The organism is Pseudarthrobacter sp. Pseusp20 (genome assembly GCF_059492155.1).
In genome coordinates, this window is record NZ_CP168521.1 from 938,640 (window position 1) to 962,997 (window position 24,358).

Annotated in this window: 19 protein-coding genes and 2 tRNA genes; 13 read left to right on the forward strand and 8 right to left on the reverse strand. The window is 68.2% G+C overall.

Going from position 1 to position 24,358, the window contains the following annotated elements; genetic code table 11:
- Window positions 1-39 precede the first annotated feature (39 nt).
- Window positions 40-2,244, forward strand: coding sequence for a RecQ family ATP-dependent DNA helicase (locus ACEN9K_RS04545; protein WP_495635245.1), 2,205 nt, complete (start codon window positions 40-42; stop codon window positions 2,242-2,244).
- On the opposite strand, the gene ACEN9K_RS04550 is transcribed toward ACEN9K_RS04545, so the two are convergent.
- The 3 genes from ACEN9K_RS04550 to ACEN9K_RS04560 form a co-directional block, all read right to left on the reverse strand.
- The gene (locus tag ACEN9K_RS04550) at window positions 2,168-3,649 is read right to left on the reverse strand and encodes an MFS transporter (RefSeq protein WP_495635246.1); all 1,482 of its coding nucleotides are present in this window, start codon (window positions 3,647-3,649) and stop codon (window positions 2,168-2,170) included. The two genes, ACEN9K_RS04545 and ACEN9K_RS04550, sit on opposite strands and share 77 nt — an antisense overlap.
- 205 nt (window positions 3,650-3,854) lie before the next feature.
- A tRNA-Ser gene (locus ACEN9K_RS04555) sits at window positions 3,855-3,943 on the reverse strand.
- Between the two features lie 189 nt (window positions 3,944-4,132).
- Window positions 4,133-6,376 (reverse strand): prolyl oligopeptidase family serine peptidase, encoded by a 2,244-nt coding sequence (locus ACEN9K_RS04560; RefSeq protein ID WP_018771218.1) that lies wholly within the window; start codon window positions 6,374-6,376, stop codon window positions 4,133-4,135.
- Window positions 6,377-6,460: 84 nt separating this feature from the next.
- Here ACEN9K_RS04560 and ACEN9K_RS04565 point away from each other — a divergent pair, with 84 nt between their 5' ends.
- Window positions 6,461-8,389, forward strand: coding sequence for an FAD/NAD(P)-binding protein (locus ACEN9K_RS04565; RefSeq protein WP_018771217.1), 1,929 nt, complete (start codon window positions 6,461-6,463; stop codon window positions 8,387-8,389).
- 93 nt (window positions 8,390-8,482) lie between these two features.
- On the opposite strand, the gene ACEN9K_RS04570 is transcribed toward ACEN9K_RS04565, so the two are convergent.
- Window positions 8,483-8,570 (reverse strand) — tRNA-Ser (locus tag ACEN9K_RS04570).
- Window positions 8,571-8,678: 108 nt separating this feature from the next.
- Between ACEN9K_RS04570 and ACEN9K_RS04575 the strand changes: the two genes are divergently transcribed.
- The 10 genes from ACEN9K_RS04575 (at window position 8,679) to ACEN9K_RS04620 (ending at window position 19,226) form a co-directional block, all read left to right on the forward strand.
- Window positions 8,679-9,662 (forward strand): NAD(P)H-quinone oxidoreductase, encoded by a 984-nt coding sequence (locus tag ACEN9K_RS04575; RefSeq protein ID WP_018771216.1) that lies wholly within the window; start codon window positions 8,679-8,681, stop codon window positions 9,660-9,662.
- A 123-nt stretch (window positions 9,663-9,785) separates the two neighbouring features.
- On the forward strand, window positions 9,786-10,391 hold the full coding sequence (locus ACEN9K_RS04580; protein ID WP_018771215.1) for a PadR family transcriptional regulator: 606 nt from the start codon (window positions 9,786-9,788) through the stop codon (window positions 10,389-10,391).
- Window positions 10,388-11,125 carry an ABC transporter ATP-binding protein gene (locus ACEN9K_RS04585; protein ID WP_056389255.1) on the forward strand — a complete coding sequence of 246 codons (738 nt, stop codon included), beginning with the start codon at window positions 10,388-10,390 and terminating at the stop codon, window positions 11,123-11,125. The genes ACEN9K_RS04580 and ACEN9K_RS04585 overlap by 4 nt, the downstream gene beginning before the upstream one ends.
- Entirely contained in the window at window positions 11,125-13,989 is a 2,865-nt protein-coding gene (locus tag ACEN9K_RS04590; protein ID WP_018771213.1) for an ABC transporter permease family protein, read from the forward strand. The genes ACEN9K_RS04585 and ACEN9K_RS04590 overlap by 1 nt, the downstream gene beginning before the upstream one ends.
- A gap of 93 nt (window positions 13,990-14,082) precedes the next feature.
- Window positions 14,083-14,367, forward strand: a complete 285-nt coding sequence (locus ACEN9K_RS04595) for a DUF1540 domain-containing protein (protein WP_018771212.1) — start codon at window positions 14,083-14,085, stop codon at window positions 14,365-14,367.
- A 226-nt stretch (window positions 14,368-14,593) separates the two neighbouring features.
- Window positions 14,594-16,891: a carbon starvation CstA family protein gene (locus ACEN9K_RS04600; protein ID WP_018771211.1), complete on the forward strand. Its 2,298-nt coding sequence runs from the start codon at window positions 14,594-14,596 to the stop codon at window positions 16,889-16,891.
- The gene (locus tag ACEN9K_RS04605; protein ID WP_018771210.1) at window positions 16,891-17,094 is read left to right on the forward strand and encodes a YbdD/YjiX family protein; all 204 of its coding nucleotides are present in this window, start codon (window positions 16,891-16,893) and stop codon (window positions 17,092-17,094) included. The genes ACEN9K_RS04600 and ACEN9K_RS04605 overlap by 1 nt, the downstream gene beginning before the upstream one ends.
- 91 nt (window positions 17,095-17,185) lie before the next feature.
- Window positions 17,186-17,812 (forward strand): bacterial proteasome activator family protein, encoded by a 627-nt coding sequence (locus tag ACEN9K_RS04610; protein ID WP_018771209.1) that lies wholly within the window; start codon window positions 17,186-17,188, stop codon window positions 17,810-17,812.
- 7 nt (window positions 17,813-17,819) lie between these two features.
- A complete protein-coding gene (locus ACEN9K_RS04615) occupies window positions 17,820-18,263 on the forward strand; it encodes a hypothetical protein (RefSeq protein ID WP_018771208.1) in 444 nt (147 codons plus the stop codon).
- A gap of 117 nt (window positions 18,264-18,380) precedes the next feature.
- Window positions 18,381-19,226 (forward strand): aldo/keto reductase, encoded by an 846-nt coding sequence (locus ACEN9K_RS04620; protein ID WP_026266063.1) that lies wholly within the window; start codon window positions 18,381-18,383, stop codon window positions 19,224-19,226.
- Window positions 19,227-19,445: 219 nt separating this feature from the next.
- On the opposite strand, the gene ACEN9K_RS04625 is transcribed toward ACEN9K_RS04620, so the two are convergent.
- From ACEN9K_RS04625 to ACEN9K_RS04635, 3 genes are all read right to left on the reverse strand, one after another.
- The gene (locus ACEN9K_RS04625) at window positions 19,446-19,631 is read right to left on the reverse strand and encodes a hypothetical protein (RefSeq protein WP_018771206.1); all 186 of its coding nucleotides are present in this window, start codon (window positions 19,629-19,631) and stop codon (window positions 19,446-19,448) included.
- A gap of 100 nt (window positions 19,632-19,731) precedes the next feature.
- The gene (locus ACEN9K_RS04630; protein ID WP_495635247.1) at window positions 19,732-20,823 is read right to left on the reverse strand and encodes a hypothetical protein; all 1,092 of its coding nucleotides are present in this window, start codon (window positions 20,821-20,823) and stop codon (window positions 19,732-19,734) included.
- Between the two features lie 62 nt (window positions 20,824-20,885).
- Window positions 20,886-21,890 (reverse strand): hypothetical protein, encoded by a 1,005-nt coding sequence (locus tag ACEN9K_RS04635; protein WP_495635248.1) that lies wholly within the window; start codon window positions 21,888-21,890, stop codon window positions 20,886-20,888.
- A gap of 122 nt (window positions 21,891-22,012) precedes the next feature.
- Between ACEN9K_RS04635 and ACEN9K_RS04640 the strand changes: the two genes are divergently transcribed.
- Entirely contained in the window at window positions 22,013-23,254 is a 1,242-nt protein-coding gene (locus tag ACEN9K_RS04640) for an NAD(P)/FAD-dependent oxidoreductase (protein WP_018771203.1), read from the forward strand.
- 110 nt (window positions 23,255-23,364) lie between these two features.
- On the opposite strand, the gene ACEN9K_RS04645 is transcribed toward ACEN9K_RS04640, so the two are convergent.
- Window positions 23,365-24,306, reverse strand: a complete 942-nt coding sequence (locus ACEN9K_RS04645; RefSeq protein WP_495635249.1) for a polysaccharide deacetylase family protein — start codon at window positions 24,304-24,306, stop codon at window positions 23,365-23,367.
- Between the last annotated feature and the right edge of the window lie 52 nt (window positions 24,307-24,358).

A 24,358-nucleotide genomic window follows, 5' to 3' on the forward strand; every position in this document is an offset into this window, starting at 1 on the left:
GCTGTGCAGGGTGTCGGAGGGTGCTGGGATACTGAACCAATGGCCGATAACCAGTACACGTCCACAGTTTCCGCTACCGCCGTTGCAGACATGGCAGCTCCCGGCGCACCGGGCACCGCCACCCATGCCGAAGCGCTTGAGGTCCTGCGGGGCCTGGTGGGGCACCCGGACGCGGTCTTCCATGACGGGCAGTTTGAGGCCATTGAGGCACTGGTCGACGGCGGGCGGCGGGCTTTGGTGGTGCAGCGCACCGGCTGGGGCAAGTCGGCTGTGTACTTCGTGGCCTCCCTGCTGCTGCGGCGCCGGGGCGCCGGGCCTACCCTGATCGTCTCGCCGTTGCTTGCCCTGATGCGGGACCAGGTGGCCGCCGCCGCCCGGGCCGGGGTGCGTGCCGTTGCCATCAACTCCGCCAACCAGCTGGAGTGGGACGCCGTGCGTGGCCAATTGGCCGCCGATGAGGTGGACGTCCTCCTCGTCTCGCCGGAGCGGCTGACCAATCCCGCGTTCCGCGAAACCCAGCTGCCCGAACTGCTCCGCCGGACCGGCCTGCTGGTCATCGATGAAGCCCACTGTATTTCCGACTGGGGGCACGACTTCCGCCCCGACTACCGCCGGATCGCGGACCTCATCACAAGGCTGCCGGATTCCGTCCCGGTCCTGGCCACCACCGCCACGGCCAACTCACGCGTGGTGCACGATATCGAAGAGCAGCTCGGTGAGGGAGTCCTGACCATCCGCGGCTCCCTGGGCCGTGACTCGCTGCGGCTTGGTGTCCTGTCGCTCCGTGACTCCAAGGAACGGCTGGGCTGGCTGCTGACGCACCTGGCCGATCTTCCGGGCAGCGGGATTATTTACACCCTTACCGTTTCCGCGGCCGAGGACACCGCCCGCCTGTTGTCAGAAGCGGGGCACAACGTACTCGCCTACACCGGACGGACCGATCCCGCAGACCGTGAACGGGCCGAACAGTTACTGAAGGACAACCAGGTCAAGGCGCTGGTGGCCACGTCCGCCCTGGGGATGGGCTTCGACAAGCCCGATCTTGGCTTCGTCGTCCACCTCGGTGCGCCGTCCTCGCCCGTCGCCTACTACCAGCAGGTGGGGCGTGCCGGACGTGGTGCCGCCAACGCGGACGTCCTGCTGCTCCCGGGCGCGGAGGACCGTGAGATCTGGCAGTACTTCGCCACCGCGTCCATGCCGTCCGAGGAGAAGGCCGGAGCCGTGCTGACGGCCTTGGCTGAAGCCGGAACCGCCCTGTCAACCGTGGCGCTGGAGGCCAGGGTGGACCTTCGCCGCACGCCGCTTGAGCTGTTGCTGAAGGTGTTGTCGGTGGACGGGGCGGTGGAACGGGTCGGCGGGGGATGGCGGTCCACCGGCCAGCCCTGGGTTTATGACGCCGAACGCTACGGCCGCATTGCCGAGGCACGGGTGGACGAGCAGGACTCCATGGTGATCTACCAGGACACCGCAGGATGCAGGATGGAATACATCACCTCGGTCCTGGATGACGAGACGGCCCGTCCCTGCGGGCGGTGCGACAACTGCGCCGGCCGGTGGTTCCCGGCAGACGTGGCAGCCGATGCCACGGCGGCGGCCGGCCAGACCCTGAGCAGGGCCGGCGGCGTCCTTGAACCGCGCCTTCAGTGGCCCAGCGGGATGGACCGGCTGGGAGTACCGGTGAAAGGAAAGCTCAAGCCGGCAGAGGGCCTTTCGGAGGGACGTGTCCTGGCCCGGCTGACCGACCTGGGGTGGGGCGGTGCCTTGCGGGAGCTGTTTGCCGCCGGCGCGGAGGACCGGCCGGTGGATCCCGGCATGCTCCAGGCCTGCGTGCAGGTCCTGCGCGAATGGGGAACCGGCGATGCCCGGAACCCGGGCTGGAGCGGCGCGGGCAGGCCGGCCGCCATCGTGGGTATGCCGTCCCGCAGCAAACCGCAGCTGGTGGGCTCGCTGGCCAGGGGGATTTCCGAGATCGGGCGCATTCCCTACCTTGGTGATCTGCAGCCGGCGCACGGCGGTCCCACCGGCGGACGCGGCGGAAACAGCGCTTACCGGCTGGCGGGCGTGTGGGACAGGCTGGTGGTGGGCCCGGAGCTCGAAGCCGCCCTGCAGTCCGTCCAGGGCCAGACGGTCATGCTGATTGATGACCTCGCCGACAGCCGGTGGACCCTTACCGTCGCGGGGCGCGCCCTTCGGCAGGCCGGGGCGGGAGCGGTGCTTCCCCTGGTTTTGGCCCAGGCCGGCTGACGGCTGCCCCCGCATGGCGGGGGAGCAGGATGCTGTCCGCGGTGCTGGCCAGCATCAGGACGGCCATTGCCACAAAAGCGCCGCGGAAGGGCCCGGCGGGGTCCTGCGGTCCGAGGGCCAGCCCGTCAAAGGTCCGGATAAGCAGGGCTGCCACCGCGATACCCGAGCCGGTGGCCAGCTGTACCAGGGTGGCCGACACCGTGTTGGCGGAGGTCAGCTGTGCCGGCGGGATGTCGGCGTACTGCACGGAGGCATAAGCCGAGAAACCGATGGAGCGGAAGGCCCCGCTGCACACCAGCAGCACGAACATCAACGCCTCAGGGGTCTGCGGTGTCAGCAGGGCACAGAGGGCGAAGGTGACGGCGGAGGCCAGCGAGGCGAACACCAGCATTGCCTTGAAACCGAACTTCCGGATCAGCGGGGTGGTGGCCGGTTTGATCCCGATATTCCCAATGAACACGGCCGCCACCAGCGCCCCGGCATGCAGGGGAGACCAGCCGAACCCGGTCTGGAACATCAGGGGCAGCAGGAACGGCACTGAACTGATGGTGACCCGGTAAATGAACCCGCCGGTGGCCATGGCCCGGAAGGTCCGGGTGCGGAAGACCTGCAGGTTGAACAGCGGATGGGGAGTCCTGCGCATCCAGAACACGGCCCCGGCCAGGGCGGCAACCCCGGCGGCGGCACTGATCCCGGCCCAGGGCAGTTCAGGATGGCTGCTGGCCAGTTCCAGACCGGCCACGAGTGCGCCCACCCCCACCGTGGTCAGGGCCATTCCGGGCCAGTCCAGCCGCCGGTGCGGATCTCCCGGAGCCGAGGGGACCAGGCGCAGGGCGGCGGCAAATGCGGCGGCACCAAGGGGAATGTTCACCAGGAAGATCCAATGCCAGGAAAGGTACGTGGTGAGCGCGCCGCCTACCAGCGGCGCGAGGACGGGTGCCAGGAGCCCGGGCCACACCAGGAAGGCGGTGGCACGCAGTAATTCGGATTTCGGCGTTCCGCGCAGGACCACCAGGGTTCCCACCGGCACCATCATGGCCCCGCCAACGCCCTGGGCGATGCGGCTCAGCGTCAGCGTGGCAAGGTCCTGGCTGAGGGCGCAGGCCAGGGAAGCGAGCGTGAAGATGGCGATGGCCGCGCAGAAGATCCGCCTGGCGCCGAACCGCTCCGCCAGCCAGCCGCTGATGGGGATGCCGACGGCCACCGTCAGCAGGTACGCGGTCATGGTGATGTTGACGTTGGCGGCGGGGATGGCGAAGTCCGACGAAATGCTGGGAATGGCCGTGGTCAGGACCGTGCCGTCCAGGAATTCCATGAAGAACGTTGCCGCCACCAGAAGCGCCAGGCGTGGATTCCATGCCGCCCGGCCCACATCCGGTTGGTTTGAGTTGCTGCGTGCCGCCATGCGCTAATCCTGCCACTGCGGCAAAGCCTGCGCGCCCAGCGTCCGGCTACCGGACAGCGTTTTCCGCGGACCGGGCCCACGCCCGGCGTATCAGAAGCTTGTTCGCGTTTCCGAACCTTCAAGGCGCTGATTCGCGAACGGGCTTAGGACTGGCCAGGGGCACCCTGAAACGCAAAAGGCCCCGGTCCAGGACCGGGGCCAAACGCGGAGACGGGGGGATTTGAACCCCCGGTCGAGTTTAACCCCGACCCTTCATTAGCAGTGAAGTCCATTCGGCCGCTCTGGCACGTCTCCAATTGCTATTCCTAGCCCACCAAGGATACGCAGATCCGGCCATGCAGTGCAAAACGGTCCCCGCCACAGCCGCGGGCATGCCGGCCGCGGCCCCGGCGCCCTATGGCAATCGTTGCCCGGGGCGGACGATGCGGATTTCCGGGAGGCCGGAACCGGCCCTCCGGACAGCCAGCCAGGGGCCCACGCCGGTCAGCCTGCCAGCGCCTTCCACAGGAAGTGCTGGCTGCGGGCCTGCAGCGCGGCAGCCTGCCGGTTGTCCGAGGCGCCGGCATGGCCACCCTCCAGGGCTTCGTGGAACCAGACGTTGGGGATGCCCATGGCCAGCATCCGGGCTGCCATCTTCCGCGCCTGCACGGGGCCAACCCGGTCATCGGAGGTTGCCGTCCAGATGAAGGTCTCCGGGTACTCCACCGCGTCCTTGAGCAGGTGGTAGGGCGAGAAGGTCCTGATGTACTCCCACTGTTCGGGAACGTCCGGGTCACCGTACTCGGCGATCCACGAATGCCCGGCGGAGAGCTTGGTGTAGCGGCGCATGTCCAGCAGGGGCACTCCGCAGGAGACGGCCCTGAACAGTTCGGGGTACCGGGTGAGCATGTTGCCCACCAGGAGGCCGCCGTTGGAGCCGCCCACGCAGCCCAGGCGGCGGGGCGAGGTGACGCCGCGGGAGATGAGGTCCCGTGCCACGGCCGCGAAGTCCTCGTAGGCCCGGTGCCGGTTTTCCTTCAGTGCCGCCCGGTGCCAGGCGGGCCCGTACTCCCCGCCGCCCCGGATATTCGCCACCACGTACACTCCGCCGCGGGAGTGGGGCGCCTTCCCGCCGTCGCCGCCGGACAGCGTGGTCCGCCGCTCCAGCCATGCCCGGCCCACCGTGCCGCTGTAGGACGGCGTCCGCGAAACCTCAAACCCGCCGTAGCCGGACAGCTGGGTGGGGTTCTGCCCGTCCAAAGCCAGCCCCCGCGGAGCAATCTGGAAATACGGAACCCGGGTGCCGTCGTCGGACACGGCGAAGTGCTGCTCCACTTCATAGTCAGTGTCGGCAAAGAACGACGGCGAGGCCTTGATTGCCGCATGCCGGCCCACCACGCCGGACGTCCCGGCGCTGTGGTGCTCCAGGGTGCCGCGCATGAGCGTGGTGGGGGTGGTGAAACCCGTGGCGACGAGCCAGAAGTCGTCGCCGGCGCCGCCGTCGGCTGGTCCGTCGTCCTCGTCGTCCACGGCGTAGGCATTCACGTCATGCAGCGGTGGGCAGGCGTCAAGGAGGGTGGCCGCCCAGCCGCAGTCCGTGGTGCCGGCGGGCCTGGATGGATCCAGGACCCGGATTTCCGAGGAAACGTCCCTGAGCAGGTTCAGCAGCAGGAAGCTGCGGGTCCAGCTCCAGGACTGCAGCGATGTGTGGTCATCGGGGGTGAACAGCACGGTGAGCTGCCGGCTCCCGGCGAGGTAGTCCTCGAAGTTTGCGGCGAGCAGGGCGCCGGAGGGGTAGGTGGTTCCGTCGAGGACCCAGTCCTGTTGCGGGCGGAAGAGCAGCCATTCCCGGTGCGCGCTGACGTTGACGTCGGTGGGCACATCGATCGGCGTCCAGTCACCGTCCCGGAGCACAAAGTTGGTCCGGTTGAAGAAGTCGATGTAGTCAACAGCGAAGGTGCGCTCAAATCCGGGTGTGGAATCGTGCGCCGCGACGGCCATCATGTGGTCCTCCGGCACGTCGAAAAGGCGCGGGGCAGCGGCCAGGGAACCGCCGCGTTTGAGGGTCACCGCTGTGCGGGCGTAGGACGACGCGGTCTTGGGCAGGCCTTCCGCGGTGGAGGAAACCAGGAGTGTGTCGGCATCCAGCCACGACACGTTGCCCTTCGCCGTCGGCAGGTCGAACCCGCCCCGGGCGGGGTCAACGAAGCCGCGCGCCTCGACGTCGAACTCGCGGTAGCGGTTCGCGTCGCCGCCGTCGGGGGACAGGGCCAGCAGCGCCAGCCGGTAGGGGGCTCCGGCCGCGGGGCGCAGGAACGTGGCGCCGTGGAACACCCACTCTTCGCCTTCGGTCCGGGACAGCTCGTCCACGTCCAGCAGGACGTCCCAATCGGGGGAATCGGTGAGGTAGCTCTCCCAGGTGGTCCGCCGCCACAGGCCCTTGGGGTTCTGGCTGTCCTTCCAGAAGTTGTAGTACCACTCGCCCCGCTTGCCCACCATGGCAATCCGGTCCGTGGAGTCCAGGACCTCCAGGATGCTGGTCTCCAGTTCGGCGTACCCGGCGTCCTCCAGCAGGTCCTCGGTCCGGGAGTTCTGCTCCCTGACCCAGGCCAGCTGTTCCTCGCCGTAGATGTCCTCCAGCCACACATTCTCGTCGACGGGCACGGGCGCAGTTCCCTGGGATGCGGTGCCGGAGGTGTCCTGGCCGGGGCCGGGAGCGGAGGCTTGATCAGCTGCTGTGGTGGTCATGCGCCCCATCCAAACAACATCCCCCAAGGCTGGCAAGTCAAGCGTCCGGCACATCCTCCGCTTTCAGCCCGTACGCTGGATGCCGTGGAATTATCGCAGAGCAACCGGGCCGTCATTATCGGCGGCGGCCCCCGTGGCACCAGCGTGCTCGAGCGGCTGCTCGCCCACGCCGCCGCGGCCGGAGGCCCTGCACAGCTGCACATCGACGTGGTTGACCCCTACCCGGCGGGCCCGGGGCACGTGTGGCAGCCCGGCCAGTCACGGCTGTTCCTCATGAATACGCAATCCTTCTACCCCACGCTGGTTCCCCAGGAACCGTCGCTGCCGGCGCCCGTGGCCGGCACCACGTTCGACCAGTGGCGTGCCCGGCAGCAGCGGGATCCGCTGCCGGCCCTCACCGGTGAGGAGCGGGCGGAACTGGCGGTGCTGGGGTCCAATGACTTCCCCAGCCGCGCCCTGTACGGCCGCTACCTGAAGTGCATGCTGGAGGAGCTGCTGGCCAAAGCTCCCGACGGCGTCACGGTCGAATTCCACGAAACGTCGGCTGTGTCCGTGCGTCCGGTGGGGGACGGAATGTTCGACGTCGGCCTGGCCGCCGGGGCTGCCCTCCGCGCCAACGCAGTGGTGCTCGCCCTGGGGCACATCCCGTCCCGGCTGAATCCGGAACAGCGCGGCCTGCACGCCGCGGCCGAGCAGCTGGGCCTGCAGTACTTTCCCCCTGCCGTGCCCGCAGACGTGGACTGGACACGGATTCCCGCGGGGAAACCCGTGCTGGTCCGCGGGATGGGCCTGAACTTCTTCGACACGATGGGGCAACTCACCGAAGGCCGCGGCGGAAAGTTCGTGTCCACGGGAAGCCGCCTGGAGTACGAACCGTCCGGCCAGGAACCCCTGATCATCGCGGCGTCCCGGCGCGGAACCCCCTACCGTGCAAAAGCAGCCCTCAACGGCTATTACGCCACCTCCATCACGCTCCGCTACCTCACCGAAGCCGCCCTGGAGCGGCTGGCCAAGGCCGGAATCCGGCCCTCGTTCGACCACGACCTGTGGCCCCTGCTGCACCGCGATGCCCTCTGGGCGTACTACTCAACCCTGGTGCGCTCGCAGCCGGGGGCTGTCCCCGATGCGGCGGCTTTCCTGGCAGCGCTGGAGGAAGCCCTGCAGCCGCACGCCCACACCGCCGCCAACTGGGAAGACGCCGTGGAAAGCGTCCTGGCCGTCCACGTTGGTCCGCGGCACCGGCTGGACCTACCGGGCCTCGCGGCCCCCTTGGCGGGGCGCTCCTTCGCGTCCCGGCGCGAGCACGATGCCGCCGTGGTGGAGTTCCTGCTGGACGATGCACGCCGGTCCGCGCTCGGCGAGGACGACCCCGTCAAGATGGCCATCGGCGCCCTGCACCACGGGCGGGCCCTCCTCAAAACGGCGGTGGCCGACGGCGGCATCACCGATGAATCATGGGTCGCCGGGCTGCGCGGCTGGTTTGAATCCTTCGTGGAAGGCCTTGCCAGCGGGCCGCCGGCGCTGCGCGCCGAACAGCTCGCCGCACTGGCCAGGGCAGGGGTGGTCAGCTTCGTTGGACCCGACCCCAAGTTCGGCGTGGACCGGCAGTCCGCGATGTTCACGGCTTCCTCGCCGTGGGTTGCCGGTCCGCCGGTCCTGGCACGGACCATGGTGGAGGCCCTTGCGCCGGGCAACAGGGTGTCGGCCAATGATTCGCCGGTCCTGGAGCAGATGCTGTCCGATGGGCTGGTGCGTCCACGGCTCATGATGACCGCAGAAGGTGCCCCCGTCGAGTCCACGGGCCTGGACGTGGAGCCCCACCCGTACCGCCCACTTGCCTCCAACGGGTCCGTGACGGAAAACCTGTACGTGCTGGGCCTCCAGTTGTCCTCCACCCAGTGGGGCACGGCCATCGCGGCCGAAGCCCTCCAGCCGGGCAGCCCCGCCTACCGCAGCGGCCAGCGCACCCTCAGGGATGCAGACGAGATCGCGGCAGCCATCCTGCGACGCTGACCCGAACTCCCTGTCACGCTTGACCGGTAAGGCAGCAGCGCCCAAAACACAAAACCCCTGGCGGCCGGTGCCGGCTGCCAGGGGTTTCCAGTGCGGAAGGTAAGAGATTCGAACTCTTGGTACGGGGTTACCGCACACTGGTTTTCAAGACCAGCTCCTTCGGCCGCTCGGACAACCTTCCTCAGCTAGTAGTGTTTCATAGGCACTTGCCTGCAACAAAACAGGAGCGGGAAGGTGCCCGGTGCACACTTGTTGCAGCCAGGATTTGAGTCAGGAACGGGAGAGGTCCATGAAAGCCGTCTACATATCGGAACCGGGCGGCCCGGAAGTGCTGGAAGTCCGGGACGTGGATGCGCCGGTGCCTGGCCAGGGCGAAGTGCTCATTGACGTGGTGGCTGCGGGCCTGAACCGGGCCGATGTCCAGCAGCGCCGGGGTTTCTACCCGCCGCCTCCCGGTGCCTCCGAGATCCCCGGGCTGGAAGTTTCGGGCCGGATCGCAGGCTTTGGCCCTGGCGTCAGCAAGCCATTTTCGTTGGGGGACAAGGTGGTGGCCCTGCTGGCCGGCGGCGGCTATGCCCAGCAGGTGGCGGTTCCGGCCGAGCAGGTACTGCGGGTGCCGGACGGGGTGGACCTGGTCACAGCGGCCTCGCTGCCGGAAGTGGCCGCAACGGTCTATTCGAACCTGATCATGACGGCGCAGCTGCAGCCGGGGGAGACCGTCCTCATCCACGGCGCCACCGGCGGGATCGGCACCATGGCCATCCAGCTTGCCAAGGCCTTTGGCGCCAAGGTGGCCACGACTGCCGGCACTGACGAGAAGGTGGGCACCGCCAAGGCGTTCCTTGGTGCTGACATCGCCATCAACTACGCCGAGGAGGACTTCCCGGAGAGCCTGCGGCGGCAGAACGATGGCTACGGGGCGGACGTCATCCTGGACGTGGTGGGGGCCAAGTACCTCAAGCAGAACGTGGAGGCCCTGGCCGACTACGGGCGCCTGGTGGTGATCGGCCTGCAAGGCGGCACCAAGGGGGAGCTGGACCTGGGCCTGTTGCTGAAGAAGCGGGCAGCCGTGGTGGCCACCGCCCTGCGGCCCCGGCCGGTAGCGGAAAAGGGTGCCATCATGACTGCGGTGCGGGACGCCGTGTGGCCGCTGGTGGCTGACGGCCGGATCCGTCCGCTGGTCGCCAAGACCTTCCCGCTGGACCAGGTAGCGGCAGCCCACCGCTATTTCGACAGCGGCGACCACGTGGGCAAGGTCCTCCTGGTCATGTAGGAACCCCCGGTTGCATACCCGGTATTGCGCCGGGGCGTCAGTCGGGGCTAGGCTGCCTATACGCGGTATGCACGGGTCTTGGGGGCTCGTGCATACCGGTTGGAACCAGCCCGGGGGAGCACAATGTCCATTCGCCACAGCCTCCTTGCCCTGTTGCAGGACCAGCCGCGCTACGGCTACCAGCTGCGGGTCGAGTTCGAGAACCGCACCGGGGCCACGTGGCCGCTGAATATCGGGCAGGTGTACACCACACTTGACCGGCTGGAGCGCGATGCCCTGGTGGCCAAGGAGGGCGACGACGGCGAAGGGCACGTGGTGTACAGCATCACCCCTGCCGGCAAGGACGAGGTGCGGAACTGGTTTGCCGCCCCCGTGGAGCGGAACAGCCCACCACGCAACGAGCTCGCCATCAAGCTTGCGCTCGCCGTTACCCTGCCCGGGGTCGATGTCCAGGCCATCATCCAGGCCCAGCGCGTGGCGTCCATCCGCGCCCTGCAGGACTACACCAGGGCGCGCCGCGATACGGCGGCAAACCAGCGGGCCACGGATACTGCCTGGCTGTTGGTGCTCGATTCACTGATCTTCCAGACCGAAGCGGAAGTCCGCTGGCTGGACCTTTGCGAGGCCAGGATGGTCCAGCAGGCGCAGGCCACGGCGGCAATTGGAGCCCGGAAATCCTCCAACGGGGCCACGGAAGACACCCCGCTCAACGCGGACATCCGCCGGTGAGCGTGCAGGGGCCGCAGCAGGTCCTTGAACTCGCCAGGGTGGGAAGGACTTTCGGGCACGGCGCGACGGCGGTCGCCGCCCTCCGCGACGTTGACCTCACCATTTCAGCTGGGGAGTTCGTCGCGGTCATGGGCCCGTCGGGCTCCGGCAAGTCCTCCCTTCTGGCCATTGCCGGCGGACTGGACCGGCCGACGTCGGGCGCTGTCTACGTTGAGTCCACGCCGCTGGCCGGGCTGGGCCTGAACGAACTGGCCCGGCTGCGCCGCCGGGCCGTGGGCTACGTCTTCCAGGACTTCAACCTGGTTCCCACGCTGACCGCCGCGGAGAACGTGGCGCTGCCGCTGGAACTGGACGGAACTTCCACCAGGAAAGCGCACCGGCAGGCCGCCGATGCGCTGCGGCAAGTGGGGATTCCCGAACTGGCGGACCGGTTCATGGACCAGATGTCCGGCGGCCAGCAGCAGCGCGTCGCGATCGCCAGGGCCATCGTGGGCCAGCGGCGGCTGATCCTGGCCGATGAACCTACAGGTGCATTGGATTCGACAACGGGCCAAGGGGTCATGGAGGTCCTGCGGGCCCGTGCCGACGCCGGAGCGGCCGTCATGCTCGTCACCCACGAAGCCAGGCACGCCGCCTGGGCGGACCGCGTGGTTTTCCTTCGGGACGGGCGGATCATCGACCAGGCCGCCGCCATGCACGATCCCACCATGCTGCTCACCCAGGCCGGTCTCTGATGCCGGTGGACCTTGCTCCGGCGCCCACAAGCCGCCGGAGCAGCCTTCGGGTTGCCCTGCGGCTGGCGCGCCGGGACATCACCCGCCACAAGGGGCGGTCCCTCCTCATCATCCTGCTCATCATGCTGCCCGTGGCCGGGATGACGGGTGCCGCCACCCTCTACCAGAGCTCACAGCGGACGCCGGGTGAAATCGTCACCTACGAACTGGGAAACACCCAGGCCAGGTTCAGCGTCCTGCCCGTTCCCAGCGCGGACTCCCTCCAGGACCCGCTCAATGACGGTGTGGTCGCCTCCAGCACCGGCCGGTTCGATCCTGAATTCCGGCGGACCGACCCGCTTGACGCCATTCCCGCGGGCTACGATGTGCTGCCGCAACGCCTGCTCCAGCTGACCACCGGCGTGGGGGAAGCACTTGTTTCGCTGCAGGGCCGCGAAGTGGATGCCCTCAATCCGGCCTTCACCGGAAAGTTCAGCCTCCTGGCGGGCCGGCCCCCGCGCGACGGCACGGAGGTGCTGGCGTCGCCCGGGCTGATGACGCGCTTCCACCTCACTTTCGGACAGGAATTTACGACGTCGGCAGGCACCTTCGTGCCGGTGGGCACCATTCGCGATGCCGGCCTCCCGGACGGCACCAGCTTCCTGTACCTGCAGGCAGGACAGGTACCCTCTGACCTTGCCAGGGGACCGCAGACCCGCCAGTCCGTGTCCTACTACCTGGTGGGTCCGGAGCCGGTCACCTGGCCGCAGGTCATGGAAGCCAACAGTAAAGGCGTGGGCGTGCTGTCCCGCAGCGTGGTGCTGGACCCGCCGTCCCGGGAGGAACGGACCGTTGCCGGTTCCGTGCCCCGGGATGATTCCACGGAAGCGGTGGCCGTCTACGCCGGGTTCGGCCTGATCGGCGCCCTGGCGCTGCTGGAGGTGGGCCTGCTGGCCGGTGCTGCCTTCGCCGTGGGCGCCAGGCAGCAGGTGCGTGAGCTGGCACTGCTGGCATCCTCGGGTGCGGAAGGCCCCGCCATCCGCGCTGTTGTCACCGCGGGTGGACTCTGGCTGGGCGGCGTTGCCGTTGCCGCCGGAGCCGCGGTGGGGCTGGGAGCCGCTGCCGTCGTCGTCCACGTGGTCCGGTTGCACGGCTCGGCACGGCTGGCAGGGCTGCATCCGGATTTCCTGCTGACACTCGCCGCCATGGCCATGGGACTGGCATCCTGCACCATCGCGGCGATGGTGCCTGCGCGGCAGGTGTCCCGGCAGGCTGTGCTGGGTGCCCTCAAAGCCGGCCGGGCCCCCTCGGCGAAGACGCGGCGGGCAACCGTGGCCGGCACCGTGGCGCTGGTGCCCGCTGCCGGGCTGCTGGCGGCGGGCTGGCTGCTGGGACGGTCCACCAACGATCCTGACCGGCTGGCGGAGCAACTGCCGCTGGTGGTCACGGTGCTCATCCTCGGCGCCGTGCTGGCGGTTGTTGCCCTGGTGCTGCTGACCGGCTGGCTGGTCCTCCGCCTGACCTCCCGCAGCCAGTGGATGCCGCTGTCCCTCCGGATGGCGGCCCGGGATTCGGCCCGGAACCGCGGGCGCAGCGTTCCCGCCGTGGCCGCGGTACTCGCCGCCGCCACCCTGGCAAGCGCCGCCCTGGTGCTCTCTGCCAGCCAGCAGGCGGGGATGCGGGAAACACATTACTGGGGCGCCCTGGAAAACCAGGCGTACCTGCCGCTGGTGGTGGATCCGCCGGCGTCGGCCGATGGCAGCAGGAAGCCGCCCGTCCGGGTGGATGTCCATAAGCTCTCCTCTGCGGTGGCAGATGCCCTGGGCACCGTCGAATCGACGCACGTGATCACGGCGCCGGAGAGCCTGCGCAACTGCCCCGAGGGCCCGGCTGATCCCGGATTGCCGGCGCGCACGGATACGTCAAACTGCCTGCTGTTTTCGCTTGCCAGGCCGCAGGCAAATGAATGCCCGAGGACTCCCAAGGGAAGGGTGTTGGACCCGGGCGACTGGCGGTGCCGCGGTTCCATGGTCAGCGAACAACCGTCCGGCCGGGCCATCCTGGTGGGCGGCGGCGAGGAGATCCGGGCGGCGCTGGGCCGCAGCGCCACCGCCGAGGCAACGGCGGTGCTGGACGCCGGCGGGATGGTGGTGACGAACCCGGTGTTCGTCAGTGATGGAAGGGTACTGCTCGAGGGAAAGGACGTACGGACCCAAGAGCCGGCATCCTCGGGGCCGGGCACCGTCCCCTCAACCGTCAGGAGCGACTCCCTTGCCGCGGCAGTGCTTGAACCGGCTGTCCCGGTGCCCTATTACGGCGTTGTCTCGCCGGAAACCGCCGAACGCCTGGACCTCCGCGCGGCCCCGGCCGGACTGCTCGTGCAGCTCTCTGCCTACCCCTCCGAGGCTGAGGCAGATGCGGCCTCCGCTGCGGCCGCCGCCGTCTACGGGCAGCCGGGCATGACTTTCCAGGCGGAACCGGGCGTTTCGCAGGTAAGCCAGTGGATCACCTGGTCCATCGTGGCCGCGGCTGCGCTGATCACCTTCAGCGCGGCGGGCATTACGACCGGACTCTCCATGGCTGATGCACGGAAGGACCATGCGGTCCTCGCCGGCGTCGGGGCCTCGCCAAGGCTGCGCAAGGCCCTTGCCGGGGCGCAGGGACTGTTCACCAGCTGCGTTGGAGCCGTTCTGGGGACGTTGGCAGGAACGGTGCCCGCGGTCCTGCTGGTCCTTTCCACGGACATGCGGACAGCCCTCGAGGTTCCCTGGCTGCACCTGTCCGCGCTGCTGGTGGCAGTGCCCTTGACGGCGGCAGCGCTCGCCTGGGCCTTCACCCGGTCCGGGCTGCCCCTGTCCAGGCGCAGCCTGGTGGAGGGGCATTAGGTCAAAGTATTGGGTCTTTTTGATCACCGGGATCAGGCCTACCGTAGGTGCACGAGCCGCCCGCCCGGGCGGTGGAACTTACGGAGGAACTTCATGACGACCCATGTTGCCGACTGCAGTGTCACCCGTTGTTCATTCAACGACCATGAAGGCTGCACCGCCCATGCCATCACCGTGGGGGGAAGCCAGGACCACGCATCCTGTGCCACGTTCATCGAGACCGGCATCCACGGCGGCCTGCCCAAGGTCCTCGCCGACGTGGGAGCCTGCCAGCGGGCCGAGTGCGTCCACAACGACCACCTGATGTGCAACGCCCCGGAGGTGCACGTCGGGCCGGGAGCCGACAACGCCGACTGCCTCACCTACGCCCACGCCTGACCGTCCCTGCCGCCATGCGAAGGGCGAAGGCTCCCGTCCGGAATCCGGACGGGAGCCTTCGCTTTTGCCGCAGCCCGCCGTCGTACGTCCGTCACCGCTCATTCAGCGCCGGACTGCCGCCGCTCGCCGCACAGGCCGGCGCCGCGCCGCCGTCGGACCCTTTTGGCAGGATCGGCGTTGGTAGGGTGCCCAGTAGCAAACGAGGGAAAACTCTCAAGGAGGAGACATGGCCGGAATGCCTGACCAGCGGAACAACGGATCCCGGGCGGAGGGCGGGTTGGCGACTGACCCGAATCTTCCCCCGCCCGCTGTGGACGAGGCACGGCTCGACGCCGAAGACCGGAGGTGGACGCCAGGCAAGATCGCGCTCTGGGCAGCAATCGCCCTCCTCGGCGGGGTGGCCTGGTTCATGCTGGCGATCGTCCGCGGGGAAACCGTCAACGCCATCTGGTTCGTCTTTGCCTCCGTCTGCACCTACCTCATCGGGTACCGCTTCTACTCGAAGGTGATCGAGCGCTACATCACCAAGCCTGACGACCGGCGCGCCACCCCTGCCGAATACAAGGCAGACGGCAAGGACTACGTCCGCACCGACCGCAACGTCCTGTTCGGCCACCACTTCGCCGCCATTGCCGGCGCCGGCCCGCTGGTGGGGCCGGTCATCGCGGCGCAGATGGGCTACCTGCCCGGCACCATCTGGATCATCCTCGGCGTCGTCCTTGCCGGGGCCGTCCAGGACTACCTGGTCATGTTCTTCTCCATGCGCCGCGGCGGCCGGTCGCTGGGCCAGATGGCCCGCGAGGAACTTGGCGTCATCGGCGGCACGGCCGCCCTCATCGCCACCCTGCTCATCATGGTGATCATCGTGGCCATCCTGGCGCTCGTCGTCGTTAATGCCCTGGGCGAAAGCCCGTGGGGCGTGTTCTCGGTGGGCATGACCATCCCCATCGCCCTGTTCATGGGTGTCTACCTCCGTTACCTGCGCCCCGGCAAGGTCATGGAGGTCTCGATCATCGGCTTCGTCCTCCTGATGGCGGCCATCATCGGCGGCGGCCTGGTGGCGCAGACCCAATGGGGCGCCACCGTGTTCCACCTGGACAAGGTCACCATCGCCTGGGGCCTGATCGTTTACGGCTTCATTGCTGCGATCCTGCCCGTATGGCTGCTCCTGGCTCCGCGCGACTACCTCTCCACCTTCATGAAGATCGGCGTGATCGTGATGCTCGCGCTGGCCATCATCGTGGTCCGGCCCGAAATCACCGTCCCGGCCTTCAGCGAATTCGCCGGCCGCGAGAACGGGCCCGTGTTCTCCGGCGCACTGTTCCCCTTCCTGTTCGTGACCATCGCCTGTGGTGCGCTGTCCGGTTTCCACGCCCTGATCTCGTCCGGCACCACCCCCAAACTGGTGGAGAAGGAACGGCAGACCCGGTACATCGGCTACGGCGGCATGCTGATGGAATCCTTCGTGGCCATCATGGCGCTGGTAGCAGCCATCTCGATCGACCGCGGCCTCTACTTCGCCATGAATGCCCCCACGGCGCTGACGGGCGGCACCGTGGAAACGGCAGCCACCTGGGTCAACGGCCTGGGCCTGAGCGGCGTCAACATCACCCCCGGCCTGCTCAGCGAAACCGCCGCCAACGTTGGGGAGCAGAGCATCGTCTCCCGCACCGGCGGCGCACCCACGCTGGCCGTCGGGCTGGCGCACATCATGCAGCAGTTCATCGGCGGGACGGCCATGATGGCGTTCTGGTACCACTTCGCCATCATGTTCGAGGCGCTCTTCATCCTCACCGCCGTGGATGCCGGCACCCGCGTTGCACGTTTCATGCTGCAGGACTCGATCGGCAACTTCGTCCCCAAGTTCAAGGAAGCCTCCTGGCGGCCCGGGGCCTGGCTCTGCACGGCCATCATGGTGGCTGCCTGGGGTGCCGTGCTGCTGATGGGCGTGACCGATCCGCTGGGCGGCATCAACACCCTGTTCCCGCTGTTCGGCATCGCCAACCAGCTCCTGGCCGCCATCGCGCTGGCTGTATGCCTGGCCATCGTCGCCAAGCGCGGCACCTTCAAGTACCTGTGGATCGTTGCCCTGCCGCTGGCCTTCGCCGCCGTGGTCACCATCACCGCCAGCTACCTGAAGATCTTCTCGCCCGTCCCTGCCGTGGGGTACTTCGCGAACAACGCCGCCTTCAGCAAGGCGCTGGCGGACGGCAAGACCGAGTTCGGTACCGCCAAGACCGGGGCCGCCATGGAAGCTGTGGTCCGCAACACGGCCATCCAGGGCTGGCTGTCCGTGATCTTCGTGGTGCTGAGCATCATCGTGATTGCCACGGCGGTGCTGGCCACGGTCAAGGCATTCCGTGACAGGGCGGCCGGCACTGCCACCACGGACAACGAGGACCCGGCGGTTCCCTCGCGCGTCTTCGCCCCCGCCGGACTGGTGCCGACGACGGCCGAACGTGAGTTGGCAGCCGAGTGGGACAGGGTGCCCGCAGACGCACGGCTTGAACGGGCCAGGCACTGATGGGCACCGGTGTGGCTTTGGTGGCCAATGGCTTCCGCGGGTTCGCCCGCTACCTGGGCGGCGTCATGGGCGCGGACGCCTACACCAAGTACCTCGAGCACCACAGGGCAGCCGGGCACCAGGAGGAGCCCCTCAGCGAACGCGAGTTTTGGCGGGACCGTACGGACCGCCAGGACAACAACCCGCAGGGCAGGTGCTGCTGATTGGGCCTGCTGATTGAGCCGGCAGCGGACAAGCCCGCCACAGGCGTTCACGGGTGGACTCCGGGCGGATGGGCCGTGAGAGTATGAACGCATGAGCGATCCCAACGACACTCAGGCAGCTGAGGACCTCCCGGTAGAAGGCACTCCCGTTGACGACACCCAGGACCCCGTGCAGATTCCGTCCGCCGCGGACGGCAAGCCCAGGGGCAGCAGCCTGCAGGATCTGGTGGACGAGCCTGCCAAGGTGATGCGGATCGGCACCATGATCCGCCAGCTTCTCGAAGAGGTGAAGTCCGCGCCGCTTGACGACGCTGCGCGGGGCCGGCTGGCCGCCATCCACGCCCGCTCCATCAAGGAGCTGGAGGACGGGCTTGCGCCGGAGCTGGTTGCAGAACTGGACAGGATCAACCTGCCCTTCTCGGACGACGCCACGCCCTCCGACGCCGAGCTCCGGATCGCCCAGGCGCAGCTGGTGGGTTGGCTTGAGGGCTTGTTCCACGGGATCCAGACCGCCATCGCGGCGCAGAACGCCGCCCGCGAACACGCCGCCGCGCAGCTGCAGCTGCGTCAGCTGCCGCCAGGCACCATGATTGCGCCCGGCGTCGTCATCGGCGAAAACGGCGAGCCGCAGCGCGCCCCGGCCGGAGCACGGCCGGGGGCGCAGGCACGGCCCAACCAGCGTGACGAACCGGACCACGGTCCCGGGCAGTACCTGTAGGCTCCGCTTGGGCTTTTTCAGCGCCGCGCGGCAGGGGCGCAAGGATGATGTTGAACTGGGCAAGGGGTTGTGGCGCCGCGCGCACGACCGCTTCCAGCGGGGACTTGACCGCTTCCACCAGGTGCTCGAAGGGGTGGAGGACGACCAGCTGTACGGGGAACTGGTGGATATCGCCAACGAACTGGCCGGCCTCCTGCAGCGTGTCCGGACGGTATGCATGGAAGCGCAGCGGCGTGCGCCCAGTGACGGCCTGGACATACCGGCCGGCCTTGCGGACGTCCACAGGTCCCTCTCCAAGGCGGGCAATTCGCTGGCCACCACGGCTGAGGCGGCGGCAATGCTGCGGCTCGCCGTGGGGCCGGTACCGGTTGGTGCGGTGTCGGTCCGGCGCCGGGCTGAGGCGGTGTTCCAGCAGGTGAACGACGCCGAGAGGCAGCTTCGCGGGGAGTAGCTGGACCGGTGCCGCGCAAATATTCCCGGTTTGGGACGTAAATATCGCGGTTACGCGTGTGGCTGACATCGAACCAAACGGGAGCCTGAAGCGGGGGACGTTTGGCAGGATGAAGAGATGACTTCTTCACCTACCTTGACTTTCAACGACGGAAACACGATCCCCCAGCTCGGCTATGGTGTGTGGCAGGTTGAGGACGGCGTGGCTGAAAAGGTTGTCCGCCAGGCCTTCGAAGCCGGCTTCCGGCACATCGACACGGCGAAGATCTACGGCAACGAGGCAGGCGTTGGCCGTGCAATCGCCGGCTCCGGCCTGTCACCGGAACAGATCTTCATCACCACCAAGCTGTGGAACGCGGACCAGGGGTACGAATCCACCCTCGCCGCCTTCGAGGAATCCATGGACCGGCTTGGCCTCGAAACGCTGGACCTCTACCTGATCCACTGGATGCAGCCCAAGCAGGACAAATACGTGGACACGTGGAAGGCGCTGATCGAACTCCAGAAGCGCGGCCGGGTCAAGTCCATCGGTGTCTCCAACTTCACCGCCGAGGGCCTGCAGCGCCTGATCGATGAAACCGGAGTGGTTCCGGCCATCCACCAGATCGAACTGCACCCCTACTTCAGCCAGCGTGAACTGCGGGAATTTGGAGCAGAAAAAGGCATCCTGACCCAGGCATGGTCCCCGTTGGGCCAGGGCGGGGAACTGCTGCAGGACCCTGTTGTTGCGTCGATCGCTGCCAAGCACCAGGCGACTCCCGCCCAGGTGGTCATTGCGTGGCACCTGGCCATCGGCAACGTGGTCATCCCCAAGTCCGTGACTGAGTCCCGCATCAAGGAGAACTTCGCGGCACTCGAGGTTTCCCTGGACGCCGGGGACGTTGAAGCCATCAACAACCTGGACCGCACCGCCGGCGGCGAGGGCCGCATCGGACCCGATCCCGCGGTCTCCGACTTCGCGTAACCCGCGACCGGCGGTGCCGGCCCAGCCGGCCGGGGACCTCCGCCGAACCAACGTCAGCCCGTGCTGCCGGCAACCGCCAGGCAGCGCGGGCTGACGGCTTTAATGCGAGGCTGGCGCCCGTAACCGGCGTGGCTGTCCTGCCTGGTTTGCACCCTGGTTGGCGGAGCTGGGCCGCGGCTGGCCTGGGCAGTGGACCGCGGGGTTTTTTGGCTGAACCGGTCAGGCGGCGATTCGGACGTGCTCCACGGTGACGGCGTCCACCACGGCCCAGCTGTCTTCGCCGTGGCAGTGCCGGGAGGCGAAGCGCTCGGCCTCTTCGAGGGTGTCAAAATACTCGGAGCGGGCCCGGCCGCAGTCGGCGTCGAAGTACGTTACGTGAAATTCCTGTACGGCTTGGTTTTCCATAAATCCAGTGTGCAACCGGGGTCTGACATTCACCGGAAGCAGCGCCGCGTGTTGTTGGGATTTGCCAACCCGGCTGAAGCCAGGCCGCGCACCTGGCGGGCTAAAGGGCCCGTGGATCCGGGACTGCGGCGCCGGTGGCCCGCACCTTCAGCACGAGTGCGGCCACGGACAGCATTGCCAGCCCGCTCCATGTGAGGGTTCCGCTCCATATCTCGGGCGGGAAGCTGAGCGCCCGGTCGTGAAGCGCCACAGTAGCGAAATAGGGGGCCCAGAAGACGACAGGTGAGAGTCCTGCCGCGGTCAGGAGCCGCGCGGGACTGTCCGGGACCGGCCGCGCCACCGCCCACACCACTCCTACCAGGAGTGAACCGGCCAGGGCAGCCGGCAACAGCCAGGCATCCCGCAGGGCCACCATGATCTGCAGGGCTGCGGAGGGGACCAGCACCATCGCCGCCGGCACCAGGGTCGGCAGCCGCCACCGCAGCGACAGCAACAGGATGGGAACGAAGAGCACGAACGTCGAGACCAGGAATGTCGCCAAGGAGACCATGATGCTCGACGACGTTGGACCCGTCACCGCCGGCTGGGTCCCGGCGGGGCCGGAGTACGTCTGGATGAGGCCATGGCGGGAGAAGACCGCAAACTCCTGCAGGATGAAAGCTGCAACCATGCCGGCGAGCATCGCGCTCACGAACGCCGGCACCAGCCGGGCCCATGGCCGGGCAGGTGAGTGCCACGCTGCCGAGAAAGGTGCACCAAGAATGAGGAAGCCGCCGGTAGCCAGACCCAGGTGGGACGGGCTGAACAGGGCGCTGATGTTCTGCTCAATGCCGAACACCGAATGCCAGGCGAAGTCGCCCAGCCCGGAAGCAAGGAAGAGGAGTACGCCGGCCGCGGCTGCCCCATAGCCGGCAGGGACTGCTTCCCGCCACCTCGTCCCCGGGGCGTGCCGGCGCCAGGTCAAGGCGCCGATCCAGAGGGCGCAGGCGGCGAAGCCTGAGTAGAGGATCGCGTGCCACGGTGTGAAGAACGTCTCCAGGCCGCGGAGGTTGTTGTGCGCCCAGCCGTCAACGTAGGTCCCCGTGAGGAGCCAGACGCCGGCCGCGAGGGTGACGGCGTCTTCCACGGCCGTGGTGGGACGGTGAACCGATACCGGCGGGATCGCAAAGGCGTGTGCTGCTGCGGCGTCCATAGCTCCACAGTAGGTCCCGCCGATGCCCGGGGCGAGAGGGCATGCCAAGTAGTTGGCGCCCCTCAGGTGCTGGCCAGGCGGAGTACGCGTTCCTGTGCCAGCATGGCCGTGCGGCTGGCTTTGTCGGCCGCCCGGACCGCCTGTTTCGCTTCTGCGGTGGTGGCGGCGAGCCGCTTCCGGGAACGGTCCAGGCTTTCCTCGGCGGCCTTGAGCCGGTTTCGAAGCTCAGCCGTTTCCTGCTGCAGTAACGCAATTTCCGCACGTGTCTGCTCCTCCCGGTCCTGCAGCTCGCCCGCGAGCCGGGAGGCCTCCTCTTCAGCGGCCTGGGCCTCGGCCAGCGCGGCCCTGGCCCTTTCCAGCGCCGGCGGCGAGGCCGGCCGGGGAGTCTGCCGCACTGCCTCAAGCCGGGGCTTGGCGGGCTTTGGCTGGGTGTGGTGCTCCGCCGTCGTGCGTGTCTTTGCCGCTGTTGCCTTTGGCCCCGCTGCCTGCGCCTCCGTTTTCGTCTTTGGAGCCGGGGGAGCACTTGCGCGGGCGGTGGCCGGCGCGGCCGGGAGCAGCCCGGGGAGGGCCACCGCCCCGTCCAGGTCGACGTCGTTGATGCCGTCGGCTGACAGGACTTTCAGCAGCCGGCCGCTGCCCACCGCAGCCGCCGCACGCTCGTCTGCCGTCAGTGCCCGCAGGGTCTCCTCAACGTCGGCGGCCATCGCGTCGCTGATGGAGCGGCCCTGCTCCTGGGCAACAGACCGGGCAGCGTCGACGGCGTCAGCCAGCATGGTGCGGCGCTCCCGGCCCAGTTCGCGCAGGGCGGGCGCATCCAGCGACACCTGCGCTGCCCGCATGCGCTCGCCAAGTCCGCGAAGCGCGGCCAGCACGTCCGGCCGGTGCCGTGCCAGCATGTTGAGCGCCCACGCGGCGACGGATGGTTTCGGCAGGGCGCGGACCGCTGCCCCCAGTTCCTTGTCCTGCCGCCCGGCATCCTTGGCAGCGGCGGTCCTGGCCGCTATGAAGTCGTCCAGCGTCCCGCCGTACAGCCTGTCCGCAATGTCCGCCAGGGCTTCGTCTTCCATGCCGCCATCTTAGGTGCCGTGCTCCCGCCGGCGTCCGGTCCCGGCGGGCGCCGGACGCCGGCCGCCCTGCCAGTGGCCTCGGCACTCTGTTACTCATCGGCCCGGAGGGGTAAGTTGCACGAATGGACGATTCATACCAGGTCATCGTGGTTGGCGGCGGATTCGCCGGAAAGACGGCGGCTGAGGAGTTGGGCCGCAAGGGAGTCCGGGTGCTGTTGCTCGATGCCAACAATTACCAGCAGTTCCAGCCGCTCCTGTACCAGGTGGCTGCATCCCAGATTGGCGTCTCGGCGGTCACCCGGCCGCTCAGGTCGGAGTTCCGCAAGGTCAACAATGTCCGCGTCCTCACCGCGGAGGTGACGTCTATCGATGCGGCCAACCGCACCGTCACCACCGCAGACGGCTCCAGCTACCGGGCCAGGATCCTGGTCATCGCCACCGGGGCCGTACCGAACTTCTTCAACACCCCGGGCGCCGAAGAGCACGCCTACCCGCTGTACTCGGTGGCGGACGCAACGCGCCTGAGCGCCGCGATCACTGCTGTTTTGGACGAAGCTGACCGCGAGCCCGGGGCGGAAGCCGACGTGGTCGTGGTGGGCGGGGGTCCCACTGGTGTGGAAACTGCAGGCGCCTTGGCGGAGAACGTCAAATACATCGTGCCAAAATACTTCTCGCCGGGGCTGGCTGCCCGGTGCCATGTCCACCTGGTGGATATGGTTCCGAACGTCCTTGCCGCGTTCTCCGAAAAGTCGCAGGCGTATGCGCGGGACCGCCTGACCAAGCTGGGCGTACAGCTGCACATGGGCCAGCCTGTTGGTGAGGTCCGCCCGGACGGCGTGACCCTCAAGGACGGCACCGTTATTCCCGGCCGGGTGGTGGTGTGGGCCGGTGGCCTCCAGGCCGGCCGGATCATTACCGGGTCCGGCCTGAAACAGGGCAAGGGCGGCAGGGTGGACGTGCAGGCCGATCTGACAGTCCCTGATTTTGACGGCGTTTACGTGCTGGGGGACTCCGCCAACATCACCGATGCCACTGGAAACAAACTGCCGCAGCTCGGGTCGGTTGCGCAGCAATCAGGCAAGTGGGCGGCCCGCAATATCTATGCAGACCTTACCGGCGGTGTGCGCCAGCCTTTCCGGTACTGGGACAAGGGGTATATGGCCATGGTGGGACGCGGCGCAGCGGTCGCGGAGCTGGGGCGCCGCCGCCTGCAACTGCAGGGCCCACTGGCGTTCGTGTCCTGGCTGGCGGTCCACCTGGCCCTGCTGCCCGGATTCCAGCAGAAAGTCAGGGCGCTGTTCTCCTGGGCCAACGGCTACGTCACCCACAGCCCGGCCCAGGTGGTGGTGGGCAGGCCGGATTAGTTCCCGGCGAAACCCGGAAGGTGGCGCCCGCCATCGCGCATCGACGGGGTCCTGCGTTCGCTAACGTATGGATCAGCACCTACCCGGCCGGCGGAGCTCCGGAGGCATGCTCAGGGCAGATGGGTGAAGGAGATTCCTGCTGCCAGCAGCTTGTCCACCGCCTGCTTCACGCCTTCCGCCGTTCCGCCGTTGGGGTGGTTTCCATGGCAGATGACCACATCTCCGGCCCGGGCCTTTCCCACTTCTTTGGCGACGACGGCGGCGGGATAGGTGGCGCCGCCGTCGCCATTGATGCTGAAGCCTGCCGGCTTCACGCCCAAGGTATTCAGGATGTCCACGGCGATGTCATCCATGTACGCGGTGCCCGGGCGGAAGTACCGGGGACGCTTACCGGTGATGCCGGCCAGGACGCCGTCGTTGGGTATGACCTCGTCATAGACTTCCCCCGCGTTCCTGGTGCCCGGGATGCCGTAGGCCGTGTTGCCGACGGTGGACAACGGCTTATGGGACGTCCCGTGGTTGGCGATCTCAAAGAGCGGATCCGCTGCCAGCTGACGGGCCGTGGCCGGGTTGGCTGTGATCCACCGCGAATTCAGGAACAGCGTTGCCGGGACGTGCCGTTGGCGCAGGGTATCAATCAGCACCTGATCGTAACCGCTGCCGCCGGGACCGCCGCAAAAGTCGAAGGTGAGGGCGATGCCCTGTGATCCGGGCGGCAGCCGCGTCAGGACGCCGGGTGCCTCCAGGCCCCAGTAGTGGGCCTGGCGCTTCGCATAGGTGTCGATGATCTGTGCCCGGGCGGGCACGGTGCCTGCCGGCGTCCTGGATGCCGGCCCGTCGCCGTCGGAGCCGGTATGCGACAGCGGCGCGGAGCCGTCCGCCGGACCGTTGGCGGTGTCCGCGGACGTGTCCTGTGCCGCGGAAGGGTGCCCTGGTTGCGGCTGCAGGTCGGGCACGGCGGCCGACAACGTCAGCACGGCTGCCAGGAGGATGGTCCTGCGGGCGGGTCCTTTCCCGTCCTGGTTCATGTGCCGGGGTGCGTGCTGGTTCACCCCTGGGATCCCCCCAACGCAGCGAAGTGGGCGCTTGTCCTGCCCCGCCGGG